This window comes from Altericista sp. CCNU0014, assembly GCF_044923475.1.
In the GTDB taxonomy this organism is placed as follows: domain Bacteria; phylum Cyanobacteriota; class Cyanobacteriia; order Thermosynechococcales; family Thermosynechococcaceae; genus JAAURS01.
The window spans coordinates 3283060-3296489 of record NZ_CP137338.1; the positions used below are offsets into that span (position 1 = coordinate 3283060).

The 13430-nt window shown below is 55.2% G+C and carries 10 protein-coding genes; 4 read left to right on the forward strand and 6 right to left on the reverse strand.

Annotated elements, in window-relative coordinates; translation table 11 throughout:
• Positions 1 to 47: 47 nt before the first annotated feature.
• The 3 genes from R6H26_RS15790 to R6H26_RS15800 form a co-directional block, all read right to left on the reverse strand.
• Complete coding sequence (locus tag R6H26_RS15790; RefSeq protein WP_404783619.1) at positions 48 to 1325, reverse strand: MFS transporter; 1278 nt, start codon at positions 1323 to 1325, stop codon at positions 48 to 50.
• 215 nt (positions 1326 to 1540) lie between these two features.
• Positions 1541 to 2299 carry an ABC transporter ATP-binding protein gene (locus tag R6H26_RS15795; protein WP_404783621.1) on the reverse strand — a complete coding sequence of 253 codons (759 nt, stop codon included), beginning with the start codon at positions 2297 to 2299 and terminating at the stop codon, positions 1541 to 1543.
• Positions 2300 to 2308: 9 nt separating this feature from the next.
• Positions 2309 to 3526, reverse strand: coding sequence for an ABC transporter permease (locus R6H26_RS15800; protein ID WP_404783622.1), 1218 nt, complete (start codon positions 3524 to 3526; stop codon positions 2309 to 2311).
• A 10-nt stretch (positions 3527 to 3536) separates the two neighbouring features.
• On the opposite strand from R6H26_RS15800, the gene R6H26_RS15805 reads away from it, so the two are divergent.
• The 3 genes from R6H26_RS15805 to R6H26_RS15815 are packed head-to-tail and all read left to right on the forward strand — an operon-like array spanning position 3537 to position 4915.
• The gene (locus tag R6H26_RS15805) at positions 3537 to 4367 is read left to right on the forward strand and encodes a cobalt-precorrin-6A reductase (protein WP_404783624.1); all 831 of its coding nucleotides are present in this window, start codon (positions 3537 to 3539) and stop codon (positions 4365 to 4367) included.
• 27 nt (positions 4368 to 4394) lie between these two features.
• Positions 4395 to 4532 (forward strand): hypothetical protein, encoded by a 138-nt coding sequence (locus R6H26_RS15810; protein WP_404783625.1) that lies wholly within the window; start codon positions 4395 to 4397, stop codon positions 4530 to 4532.
• 32 nt (positions 4533 to 4564) lie between these two features.
• Positions 4565 to 4915, forward strand: a complete 351-nt coding sequence (locus R6H26_RS15815; protein ID WP_404783627.1) for a hypothetical protein — start codon at positions 4565 to 4567, stop codon at positions 4913 to 4915.
• A 242-nt stretch (positions 4916 to 5157) separates the two neighbouring features.
• On the opposite strand, the gene R6H26_RS15820 is transcribed toward R6H26_RS15815, so the two are convergent.
• Both R6H26_RS15820 and R6H26_RS15825 read right to left on the reverse strand, forming a co-directional pair.
• A complete protein-coding gene (locus R6H26_RS15820; RefSeq protein ID WP_404783629.1) occupies positions 5158 to 7149 on the reverse strand; it encodes a PA14 domain-containing protein in 1992 nt (663 codons plus the stop codon).
• A gap of 907 nt (positions 7150 to 8056) precedes the next feature.
• Complete coding sequence (locus R6H26_RS15825) at positions 8057 to 10159, reverse strand: FAD-dependent oxidoreductase (protein WP_404783631.1); 2103 nt, start codon at positions 10157 to 10159, stop codon at positions 8057 to 8059.
• A 78-nt stretch (positions 10160 to 10237) separates the two neighbouring features.
• Between R6H26_RS15825 and R6H26_RS15830 the strand changes: the two genes are divergently transcribed.
• Positions 10238 to 11020, forward strand: coding sequence for an SDR family NAD(P)-dependent oxidoreductase (locus R6H26_RS15830; RefSeq protein WP_404783632.1), 783 nt, complete (start codon positions 10238 to 10240; stop codon positions 11018 to 11020).
• Positions 11021 to 11218: 198 nt separating this feature from the next.
• Here R6H26_RS15830 and R6H26_RS15835 read toward each other — a convergent pair whose 3' ends face one another.
• On the reverse strand, positions 11219 to 13414 hold the full coding sequence (locus tag R6H26_RS15835) for a molybdopterin oxidoreductase family protein (protein ID WP_404783633.1): 2196 nt from the start codon (positions 13412 to 13414) through the stop codon (positions 11219 to 11221).
• Between the last annotated feature and the right edge of the window lie 16 nt (positions 13415 to 13430).

The window sequence follows — 13430 nt, forward strand, 5'->3', positions numbered from 1 at the left end:
GACATAGCGACGGGCGGTTTGAATCTTCCCACCTCCCGCTCGCAATCTCAATAGGTTTCATCGTGTAGCATCCCTCGCGTACTGCGCCACGCCCATATCCCTACGATCGAAACCAAAATACCAATCGAAAGCAGAACGCCGCGAACCGAGGAGGTGATATCGGCCAAGAGCGCGGCGATCGACAGCGGAAAACTCAGGGCGATGTTAATGATGTTATTTTGTACGCCAAACACCTTGCCTCGCATGTTGGGCGGCGTTTGAGTCTGAATGAGCGTCTGCATGGGTACGCCAATAAAAGCTGCCCCCAGCCCCAAGAACCCGCTCAGCAACAGCAGCAACTCCAACTGATGGGCGAAGAAAAAGGCGATCAGCACCAGCCCCATACTCAGGAACCCGATTAACGGCAGCGGCCAGCGATCGAAGCGATCGCCCCACTGGCCCAAAAAAGCCGCGCCTAGAATCAGCCCCACCCCCGCGCAGGACAGCAAAAAGCTGAAGTCTCTGGCTTGGACGTCGATCCCCTGTTCTATCCTGAGAGTCTCTATCAATCCCGGCGCGAGGGCGATGAGGGCGGCAAAGACGCTGTACAAAATGGTGAGCTGGACGAGCGCGTTGCTCAGGAGGCGATTTTTCCGCAGATACCGGAGTCCCTGCTTGAAGTCTTCCCAGGGATGGAGGTGCTCGGACGCGATCGGTTTGTCATCCTTGACGGGCACCAGAGCCAAAATAACTGCGGCCAAAACGTAGAGACCGCCCACGAGAATAGCACCGCCGTAGGTTCCCCCCCAGGCCGCAGACCAGCTCAAGAGCACGGGGCCGATGGCGAATCCCACGACCAACGCGCCCATCATCGTGGTGGTGAATAAAGCATTAGCGGGCATTAACAGCTTTCGCTCCACTAAAACCGCGATCGTTGCTTGCTCCGCCGGAGCGAAAAACTGCGTCAAAACAGACTCTACCACCGCAACGATCAGCAGAAAGAAAAGCTGTTTCGGCAAAAACGGAATCATGAAAATAATGATGCCGCGACCCAAATTGCTCGACCACAGAATTTGCTTTTTCGACCAGCGGTCTACGAAGATCCCGGCGGCAGATCCTAAAAAGACAGCCGGAAGCGTATTGGCCATCATGACAGAAGCTTTTGAAAAATTCGCTAAGAACGTCGGGATCTGATAGTGGATCACCAAGTCGATGAGCAGCACGAAAAAAATCTTATCGGCTATTTGCGACACGATCTGCCCTACCCACAGGATCGCAAAAGGACGATTTTGCATGAGAGCGCGGAAACCACTCCGGTCTGAAGGCTGAGATTCAGAGGTTGACATAGAGACAATATCGATGTTGGAAGGATTGAGCGGGAGTAGGAGTTACAACGAGATGCAGTCGCTCATTGATGAGTATCGCATACCTCATTCATGGCTTTAGCCGTGCGATACCTGCGACCCGATCGATTGAAGCAATCGGATGTCCCAATGTTTTCAGAGTTCCCTGTAGAGATAAATTTTTATCTTTGAGATCCCAACCGAGTTGGGTAAACGGTTCAAAAAGCAGCCTGCATGAGATCTTCGGGCTTTAGGTTCTCGTGAATCACCTGACCGTCCCGGAACCATACCACGCGCCGGGTACTGCGGGCGACTTCCGATTCGTGGGTGACCATGACGACGGTCATGCCCGCTGCATTTAAATTTCCAAAAATCTCTAAAATTTCCTGAGTGGTTTTGGAATCGAGCGCTCCCGTCGGCTCGTCCGCCAGCAGCATGACGGGACGGTTGACGATCGCCCGGGCGATGGCCACTCTCTGCTGCTGCCCCCCAGACAGCTGGTTGGGTCGATTGTTGAGCCGATCGCCCAGTCCCACCTGCTGCAAGGCGGCGATCGCCCGTTCTTTGCGTTCTGGGGCGGGCACGTTGGCATAAATCATTGGCAACATGACGTTTTCTAGGGCGCTTACCTGAGACAGGAGGTGAAACTGTTGGAACACGAACCCAATCTTCCGGTTGCGAATGTGGGCGAGCTGGTTATCGTCCATCTGGGCGACGGCTTCGCCATCGAGATAGTAGTTTCCAGTCGTAGGCCGATCTAAACAACCGATGATGTTCATCATCGTGGATTTGCCGGAGCCGGAAGCGCCCATAATGGCGCAGTACTCGCCCGCATTGACGATCAGGTTCACGTCCCTGAGGGCGCGAACGGTGGTTTCGCCGAGGCCGTATACCTTGCTGACGTCTTCTAGCCGAATGATGACCGCCGCGCGATGAGGGGTCGGGTAGTCTGAAACGAGCGGGATGTCTGACGGCATAAACTTTTCCTAGTTACTGCGCAATGCCACAATGGGATCTAAACGGGCGGCGCGCTGGGCCGGCACTACGCCAAAAAAGACCCCAATTCCGCCCGAGACAGAGACTGCTAAGGCGATCGCCGGAATCGAGACGCTGGTTTTGAGCGGCGTGAACGCACCCACCATTACCACGGTACCCGTCCCAATTAAAATGCCGACGGCACCGCCCACTGCCGAAAGAATGATGGATTCGATTAAGAACTGAGTCAACACGTCTGCTTGAGTCGCACCAATGGCCTTGCGCAACCCAATTTCCTGGGTGCGCTCCGTGACGGACACCAGCATGATGTTCATGATGCCAATGCCGCCGACGAGGAGAGAGATTCCGGCGATCGCCACCAGCATGATGGTGAGCGCTCCAGTCACGGCCCCGATGATGCTGAGGGCCTCATCTTGAGAGCGCACGGTAAAATCGTCTTCGCTGACAATTTTGTGGCGCAGCCGCAGTAAATTTGTAATTTGGTTTTTGGCCGCCGTCATTTGGGCCTTGTCCTTGGCCGAAACTGAAATAAAGGTCACTTCTACACCGTAGGGAGACGTTCGCCCTGTCAACCGATCGGCCACGGTGGACAGGGGCACGATCAAAACATCGTCTTGGTTGTTGCCCAAAAACGAACCCTTGGACGCCATGAGTCCGATAATTTTGAAGGAAAGCCCTCGGACGCGAACCCGCTCCCCAATGGGATCCTTAGCGCCGAACAAATTCTCGGCCAAATCCGAACCCACGACGGCCACCGCCGTCCCGCTTTGGACGTCTTGTTGCGTGATGAACCGACCCCGCGCCATTTCGTAGTCGCGCACGGTGGCGAAGCGCTCGGTGGTGCCGATCACGAGGGTCGATTTTCTACGGTTGCCGTACACAACGGGGACTTGGTTTTGGAGCTGCGGCGCGACGTAGGAAATGGAAGGAACTTGCTCTGCGATCGCCTTAGCATCGCTTAAAACTAAGGTTTTGGGCACATTGAGGGTGCGGTTGCGGGCATTGTCGTTGCCCGGCACGACAAAGAGAACGTTGGGACCTAGGGACTTAAACTGATCTTCGGCAAAGCGCTGCGCTCCCTCGCCCACCCCAATCATTGCCACGACGGAAGCGTTGCCGATGATCATGCCCAACATGGTTAGGGCGCTGCGCAGGCGATTAGAGGTTAGGGTGGCTGTTGCCATTTTGACGCTTTCAACTAAGTCCATGGGTGCTTAAATGCAGATAATGTGGGGGATAGCAGAAATTGTCCAGGAGTCTATTCTAGCGACCTGTTCGCTGCCTCTACGCTTTATGGTACGCGCGCTCATTCTAGGTGGAACGGGGGATGCCGTTCGGCTGGCGGCAAAACTTGCGGCCTTTCCAACCGTCGAGATCGTGTCTTCCTTGGCGGGGCGGACGCAGCAACCCGCTCTGCCCGCTGGCGCTATCCGAAGCGGCGGGTTTGGCGGGGCGGACGGGCTAGCGGATTACCTTAGCGAGCACAAAATCGACGTCCTGATCGACGCAACCCATCCCTTTGCGGCGCAAATTTCTTGGAATGCATCGCTAGCGGCAGCAAAAACGGGCGTGCGCTATCTCCGACTAGACCGTCCGGCCTGGCAGCCGGACCTTGGCGATCGCTGGATTGAGGTGGAAACGATCGAGGATGCCGCGCGCGCCATTCCCCCAGAAGCAAAGCGGGTGTTTCTCACGATCGGCAGGCAGCAGTTAGCGCCGTTTGCATCCCTCGCCCGCGTTTGGTTCTTGATGCGCGCGATCGACCCGCCTGCAGCGGATTTACCGTTACCCAACGGAACATTGCTGCTGGAGCGGGGACCGTTTAGCTTGGAACGCGAGCGACAGTTGCTTCGGGATTACCAGATCGATGCCATGGTGAGTAAAAACAGCGGCGGGGCGGCTACTTATCCCAAACTGGTCGCAGCGCGAGAGCTGGCGCTTCCGGTGGTGATGGTGCGGCGTCCGGCCATGCCTTCTGGAGACACCGTTGCGGATGGGGAGGGGGCGATCGCGTGGCTCGCCCAGGCGTTTCAGATATCGGAGCGGTGAGCGCGGACGGTCGAGCAATACATTGGAATGGCGATCGCGATTTGCAGCAGCTTTAGCGTCAGCCTAGAAAGCACCTCCACGCTCGCACCAGCCCTCTGCAGTCTAGACGATCGATGCCGCAGTCTCCGTAAAATGGAAGATGCTTTTCCCCTTGGCTTCGACTAGAAGTAGGTCATAAGCGTTTTTAACAAATTACCATGAACGATCGAAAGGACAATCCGGTTTCAGTTGATACGTACGATAGAGGAATTATTCCTGCCGAGACAGCCGCCCGCAAAGAAAGAGAAAAAGAAGATTACAAACACCTTCCCGAACAGGAAGGCAGCCTAGATACGACTGGGGGCTTTACGATGGACAAAGAAGGACTGATGAATAATTATGCGGTAGAGCCTGAAATGTACGTTAACGAGCCGGGAGATTTGCGAGAAGAAGCAGCGGCAGAAGCGGCAGAACGCTCTCGCGAACGAGAAGAAGTCAATGAGACTGATGAAACTGGTAAGCTAACGATGGATGGAGATAATCGCGGTAAAGGTCCTGGTATTATTTAGTTTAGTTTCATCGCGATTTAATTTCATAGCGCCTCTAGCAAAGAAAGGACAGGCACCTTTGGTTCCTAGCACCCTGACTGGCCATCTCCATCCCTTATCTCGGAAGCGATTTGCAAAAAAGAGAATACCGACCATTTTGTAGGGGCGCAAGGCCTTGCACCCCCACGGAACTAACAAGATTCCAAAAACCGCGCAATCGAGCCGACACAATGGCTCGATTGCGTTTTGGTTGAGAACTGATGCTAGCTTGGCGAACCCCCAATTGGCGGTGGATTTTTGCTCATTTCTTCGGGAGAGAGCGTTTCCATACTAAAAATCTGCCAATCGCTGTTCACGAACTTAAATCGACCGTGGCCGACGCTGCCGTTGTTGCTCCAATCGGAAGCCCACCCCGCATCAATACTGCGCCAGTAGTCCGCACCGTCGCTCGCTAAATATCTAGACGAAGCGCGATCGTCTGGCCCGTTTGGATCGTTGAGGACCAATCGAGACTCGAATTTGGTATAGACGCCTGCAATGTCGCTGGGGTCGGGAATGACCGCGCGATCGGTCCAGAAATGATAGTTATAACCGTTTCCAGCCGTCACGCTAATTCCGCCGCCATTTCCAGACTCATTCTTGACATCTGCTGGCTTGGAAGCATCGTTCGCGAAGTCTTCTACATAGGCAGCCCCGCTGACGGTGTCTGCGCGCTGGATCAGAACCCACTGATTGGTCGATTTACTGAGATACCAAGCATCTAAAGCGCGGATTTGCACGCGGGTATTGCTATCGCTCGGAGGATTCCACCCTTGTTCGACATAAATTTGCCCCCATGCCGTGAATGCATTCCAACCGCTAGGCATCGTATTTCCGTAGCCTTTCATCGGACCGTGCGCCCAAGGCAAGTAAGTTGGAACTCCCGATGGGATACCTTCATTGGGCAGCGTTGAATCGTCAAAAGCTGGAGAAAGCGCCGAACTTGAAGGCGATGTCGGACTTGAAGGCGCTACCGGATCTGGTGTTGGAGTAAGAACCGATGAATACAAGTAAGCTTGCGGGACGATCTGTTGGGCTAGGTTGGGAGCCGACCACTGGAGTTGCATAGTCGCACCGCCCAAGCGTTCGTAGTAGTCCACCTTGATATCGTACTTTTGCCCGGCTTGGAGGGTAATGGTCCCGCTATCTTGTTGGGGAGCATGGTCGTTCCACGCGTCAATCAGTTGTTTCCCGTTCACCCACACTCTTACGCCGTCGTCGGAAGTAGTGGTAAAGGTGTAAGTACCCGTTTCAGGTGCCAAAATTTGGCCCGTCCATTCAGCAGAAAAGTTATCTAAGGCCACCTTTGAATCGGGCGCGCCAGAGCTCCAGTTAAAGTTTACGCTAGCATCCGTTCGGGTCAAGGCGAGCTTGCTGGGGTCGAGGTTAATGCCGTTGAAATACTTACCTGTTAGCCCATTACCTTCAGGAATTACAACTGGAGCGGGTGCGACGACCGGAGCGGGTGGGGGCTCTGGAGCCACCACTGGGATTGGATCGACAACTGGAGTTGAGGTAACACTTGGAGCCGATGTCACAACTGGAGCTGGCGGGATGACAGAGGGATACAAGTCCGTTTGCGGGATAATCGGTTGGGTGCTGCGAGGAGCTGACCGAGTCGGGGTTCTCGAATCGAGATTCGTACCATTGAAATACTGACCCGTCAGGCTATCATCTGTAGTACCTCTAGAGGCAGACGTCGATCGCGCGACGGGAGCTAAAGCCGAGGCAGCATCCGTCGATGAATAGGAGTGAGATTGCGGAATAACTTGCTGGGCATTGTAGGGATCTGCGCCATTTAATGAAGTCCCTCCATTGCCTCCGCGTCCGACATTGTTCTTTTGAGCTGATGAAAAGCTTCTTACCCCCTTGTTTTGGTTCGCGTCGATCGACGATCGCCCAGTCCCCAATGCTGCAAAGCCTTTATTGGATTTGGTTGCAGGGGCGGACATCCTTGCCTTAGAGGGTAGAACTTGAGCTGCCTTCTTGTTTGAAACATTGTTCGATTGCGCCAATGGAGCTGGCGCGCTGCTATTTCGGTCGAGATCGACCGTCGGATCGATTCGGTTCAGTGCGGGTGTATTGTTCCCGAGTGGCTGCAATCCATAGCCATAACTGGGATTTTGGAAAGACGGTGTCTGCAATCCATAGGAATCAGCCGTCCCATTAAAACTCTGCACCTTCGATCGATCGCTGTTGCCGCTAATAAAATCCACTTTGAACCCCCCGAATGATTCTGAATGAGTAGCCCGATCTATGAGTAGCCCGACCTAAGCGAACTGAATGCAATTCACTGCGTATTGGGAGAGCCTTACCTGGAAGATAAATGCTCTAGAACTGTAGATAGGGAATGTTTTTAAGCCTTGCAAAATGCGAAGCCGTTCTTTCGCTTCAAGCAAGTATCTGCTCGACACTTCGGTCTTAACAGTAGAGTGCCCCAAAAAAGATAAAGAGTGACTCTACGCTTCACGGATAAAATTTAATGGCGCTCGGCAGAATCAGATCTAACCCTGATGTTTCCTGCAATATCAGCCGTATCAATCTGCTTCAAACTCCTCGATTCTGCTCTCATCAAACTGTACGGAGATCGAACTTAAAGAACCTCTCTCCTATGCAGATATCGACAGAACTCCTGAGATAATCTGCGCTCCAGGAAGCTTTCCTGAAAAGAGATGCAAGACAAAGCAACAAATCGACCCAAGCGCCGTCTAATCTCGGGAGATCGGACACAAATGCAGAATCGCGATGTCATAAATCTAATTTTTCAAGCATCAATGCAATCGAGAATCCATCAAAGCCGAACGTTTTTTCTAAGATCGAGCAATATACATGTATGGATTAATCAAAAACTAGAAATACGCGAGTAGCCCTTAAATTTAATCTTTAAGATAAACGTATGGCAGAGACATGATTTCACAGAGAAAGAAGCAAAAATTTGCAGCAGAGCGTCGAAAGTACGATTTTGCTTTTACGATGTTTAGAACAGCTTAAATGGCTTTATATGACTGCATGGATATTGAGAAGCAATCATTGAGATCGATCCCGGCAGCTCGAAGTTCGGGCGACATTCATTGCGTCCTATAAATGGGGACGGAAATGGACTGCGGCTTGAGGTAGGGGCGCTCAGCCTAATTTCGCGTTCAGCAGACGATACAACAACCTACACAGCGCTCTGCGCTGAATCGGCTGTCGATCCTTGGGTAGGTCGGCGGTCAGGTCGATGCCCGCACCGGGGAGACTCTTGCTTGCAAGGACGATCGTTTGCTCGCGCGTAATCCAGCGATCGGGGGCAAAGCGCTTGCGTCCGACTCCTTTGACAATGTCTCGGGCAAACAGCGCTTCAACGCTCGAGTAGGCGAAGCAATCGGGCGGGACATCGACAAAGGTGGGTTTGGTGGGGTTTGCGGGTTCTAATCCTAGGACGTTGGCGAAGGCGATCGCCGCAACGGCACGGCTGACTGTCGCCTCCGGGTTGAAGTTGAGGTTCTCGCTATGTTCGGTCTGGACGAGACCGGCTGCGGCTAAAACCTGAATTGCTTCAAAATCTGGGTCTTCGTGGGAAACGTCATTAAACCAGAACAGGGGAATGCCAAAGCGAGCGAGTTGTCCCTGAAACAGACGCTTGAGTCGAGGATCTCGCGCGACATCTCGCACTCGTATGCCTCGATCGAGGGCGAAAGCCGCCAAATGTCCTCCGGCTTCGCCAATAGCCCACTCCACCGGATGCATCCGATAGGCTGAATTCGTAATGTGCGTGGTACCGATGCTCTTGGCCGACAAAATTAGCCCGTCGGTGCGGATGGGAATCAGCGCACCTAGGGGAATGCTGAAGGGGAGGGAACGATTGCCGTCGGCCCCCAGATCGACGTGTCCTGGTGCTTCGTTGGGATGAAAGTCGAGGTAGTGATACTGGCCAATTCCCACTGCATCTTCAAAGCTGCGGGCGCGGGCCGATCCGGGAAAGAATTTAGCCGCAACATCTTCGTGGCGGACGGTGGCGATCGCTACTCCCCGTCGCGCTTCGCGGATATACGGCTCTAGGGCGATGCCGTCTTCCGTCCAGGTGAGGTCGCCCCGTGGGGTCAGATCCGGTGCCGCAGTTGTTTGGAGAAAGTGGAGATAGGCTCGGGCGCGATCGCGTCCCCGTGCGGCGTTCTGCTGGCGCTCTTGCCGACTCACGCCCGTCAATACAGCCCCGAATAGATAATCATTGCCGCAACCCTTGGGTGCATCCGGGCCTAGAGGGCTGGTGCCCCAGTTCATGACACTGACATCTCGATCGCGGACTTCGCTGTCTTCAATGCTGCGCTGAAGGCGGCGGTAGCGAAACATGCCCATCGCATCATAGAACGCTCGCCCTTCCCAGCCGTTTTTCCCCTCGATCCAAAATGTACTGGGAAAGGATTGAGGATCGAGCCACGGTTCGACGCCATAGCCAACTGGCGCGGGAATAGGTTGGCTGGTGGGGGATTTTTCAACCGCAGCACAGAACGTAAATGCCTGCTGGCATAGCGGTCGCGGTTCCTCGGGCAAAATCGCTTCCCCTGTCTGGCTGCGAGATTCTTGACCCACGCGAGATTCAATATTCCCCATTTCTAACAAGTCGCCCAAGTCCGTTGCTTCAATGACAATGTCTCCATTGACCGTAAACGATCTGCCGTTTTGCCAGTCCTGAAATACAACTCCCGTCACCTTGCGATCGTCGCCTTCTGGCGCTTGCAGCAGGACTTGGGTTGGCTCGGCAAAGGGAACGATCGTCAGCCTTCCTTCCTGGAGGTAGGGTTCGATGCCCTCATTCAGGGCGATCGCCGCGATCGCAGGCGTGACGGAAAAATGACTCACCCAACTGCCGCCGGGATTCTGCACGACTTTTCCGGCAACGGGCTGGAGCTGGCGTTGGCGATCGCGGAACTGCCGCTGCGACCTGGAAATGCAGAACAGTTCGCCATTCTCTAGCTGGTTCGGGTCGCGCCGATCGGCTGGAATGAGCGCCTTGGGGGCCATCAGGGGCGCATCGTCGGACGCGGACAGGGCTTGAGCTGTAAATTGCCCGCCCAAAACCCGTTGAGGCTGGACGATACAAACTGTCGCCCCAGCTTGCAACGCGCCCAAGGCCGCAGCGTAGGCTGCCGTCGAACCGCCGACCACCAGAATGGGGAACTGTAAAATCTGCCCGTCATCGGGCCTTAGAAAGGCGCTTTCGTCCAATAATCCGGGAACTGGCATAGATTGATGATTCGGCGATGGTACAACCCTAATTCAAGAAACGACATTACCTTAAAAGAGGCGTCATGAGAACGAAACGTGTCATTAGCGAACAGTCCGGCGATCGCGCTACCCTCAGAGTCCGCCCTCATCCTCGGTGCAACTCAAGGGATCGGTCTGGGTTTTGTGAAACACCTGCTGCAACAACCCAATATTTCTAGGATATTTGCCACCTACCGCACCGCAGAAGCGGCTGGAGAACTGTTGGAACTTCAGACTGCCAACCCCGATCGCCTGATTTGCACGGTCCTAGATATTACGGATGAATCCAAAATTGCTGCTCTGATTCAGACGATTCAGATCAATACCCAGTGCCTTCACTGGGTTGTTAACTGTGTGGGAGTGTTGCATGAAGGGACGCTACAGCCAGAGAAAAGTCTGTCTCAGCTCGACCCAGAACGGCTGATGCGCTATTTTCAGGTCAACAGCATCGGGGCGGTGCTGCTGGCAAAGCATCTGGTGCCGCTGCTGAGACACGGCGATCGCAGTATCTTTGCCACGATCTCTGCCAAAGTGGGCAGTATCGGCGACAACCAACTGGGGGGTTGGTATGGCTACCGCGCTTCCAAGGCAGCGCTCAACATGTTTATGAAAACAGCGGCGATCGAGTACGGGCGCAAAAGCCCCAACACGATTATCGCGCTACTGCACCCCGGTACTACGAATACGCGCCTTTCGCAGCCGTTTCAAAAGAATGTCCCGCCCGAAAAACTGTTCTCAACCGAGCGCACCGTCGCGCAGCTTTGGACGGTGTTGAACGGGCTGGAACCCACTCATAGCGGGCAGTTCTTTTCTTGGGACGGTACAGAATTACCTTGGTAATGGGAATTGCGATTCGCACGCACCGAAGCTCTAGCTGGCTACCCTGCGGGAGGCAAGCCACGACTCTTCGACAAGCTCCCTTCGGCAAGCTCAGGACACGGCAGGGCAACGCGCTCAGCCAGCTAGAGACTAGAGATTGTGCCCTGAGCGGAGTCGAAGGGTACAATCTCGGCGGGGTGACCTTTTCTGGAAATCGCTTTATCCCCGAGCGCTCTGAAGGCTGTATTTGTGGTGCTCGGCGTCGGCTTGAACTTTTATGGCAGCCACAGGGACGAGCTGCACGGCACAGGCTTTCAGTTCGGGCTGCTTCGAGTCGGGACAAGCCGCAGAATGGGTCATGGCATTGGCTTCGGCTTGCTCTGCCCACAGCTCTCCCCAATGCATCGGCACAAATACCGTGCCGGGGGCAATTCCCTGGGTAATCGTCACCGGAAAACGGGCCGTCCCGCGCCGCGATCGCACTTCCACCCACTCCCGATCCTGTACGCCAATCCGCGCTGCATCCTTGGGGTGGATTTCGAGAAAGGGTTCTGGATGCATCTTGACCAGCTTGGGAATGCGGCCCGTACGCGACTGCGTGTGCCAGTGACCGTAAAGCCGCCCGTTGGTCAGGACAAGCGGATAGCGATCGTCGGGCGGTTCTGCCAAACCGCGCGAATGCAGCGCGGCAAACTTAGCGCGCCCATCAGCGGTATGGAAGCGAAGGTCGGTATAGAGCCGTTCGGAAGAGACCGTTTTGCCCTTGGGATAGGGCCACTGCTTCGGCCCGTCGCTGCGCAGGAACCCGTGACTCAAACCGGACTGATCGCAGGGGCGGCCTCGGGTGATTTGGGCGAATTCAGCGTACACCTCTGCCGCATTATTGAAGGAGAACTGCTTCGCAAACCCCAGTCGCCGTCCCACCTCTGCAAAAATTTCCCAATCCGGTCGCGCTTCCCCCGGCGGCGTCCGAAACGCGGGACAGACGGTGACGCGCCGCTCGGAATTGACCATCACGCCCGTCTTTTCGCTAAATTGGCTGGCGGGCAGCAACACGTGGGCGTAAGCCGACATTTCCGTCGGAAAGTAAGCATCTTGGTACACCGTAAACGGCGATTTCCGAAAGGCTGCTTTAGTGCGATCGATGTCGGGCATGCTCACCACCGGATTGGTGGCGGCAACCCAGATCAGTTTCACATCCCCAGACTCCAAGCCCGTAATCATATCCCAGGCCGTTCTGCCCGGTTTCGCCGCAATGCGTCCGGCGGGCACGCCCCAAAACGCCTCCACTTCCGCCCGATGTTGCGCGTTGCCCACCAAGCGATACCCCGGCAGGAGGTGAGATAACCCCCCCGCTTCCCTGCCGCCCATGGCATTCGGCTGACCCGTCAGCGAGAACGGACCCGCCCCCGGCCTGCCGATTTGATTCGTCATGAGGTGAAGGTTAATAATGGAGCGAACCTTGGCCGTGCCCTCGGCAGACTGATTGATTCCCATAGACCAAAGCGAGAGGACGCTGTCCGATTCGCCCCACCACACCGCCGCCTTCTTTAAGTCCGAGATGCTGATGCCGCACCGCCGACTTACCACCTCCGGCGTATAGTGCTGGACAACCTCGGCGTAGGCCGAAAACCCGCTCGTACACTCTTCGATAAATTCAGGATCGATCTTGCCCCGCTGCATCAAGAAATAGGCGATGCCGTGGAGCAGATCGATGTCGGTACCGGGATTGATCGCGAGGTGCAGATCCGCCGCTTCGGCAGTTTGGGTGCGGCGCGGATCGACCACGATGAGCTTAATGGCGCGGCTTTTCTTGTGGTGCTTGCGGAATCGGTTAAACAGAATGGGGTGGCACTCAGCGGTATTCGTGCCAATTAAAAACGCGCAGTCCGTGACATCCAGATCGTCATAGCTGCAAGGGGGGCCATCGGCTCCAAAACTTTGGATGTAGCCTGCCACCGCCGAAGACATGCACAGTCGAGAGTTCGCGTCGAAATTGTTGGTGCCCAGACAGCCCTTCAGGAGTTTCTGGGCAACATAGTAGTCCTCTGTTTGAAACTGCCCAGATCCGTACATGCAGACGCCATCCGGGCCATCGGTAACGCTAATTTTTTGGATCTCGCTCGCAATCCGATCGAGGGCTTCATCCCAGCTCGCGCGCTCGAACGGCTCGTCCAGAGAGCGGCGCATCATGGGATAGCGCAATCGATCTTTGTGGAGCGACTCGGCAATGGTGGCTCCCTTGACGCAGACCATCCCCTGGCTCGACGGATGGTCGCGATCGCCGCGCACTTGCCAAATCGGCACCCCATCCGACGCGCGCGTGGTGGGTCTGCCAGCCTGAGCCGGGGGCAGCACTTCTAGACCGCAACCCACCCCGCAGTAGGGGCACAACGTTTTGATAATATCGCTCATTCCGCTTCCATCTCAA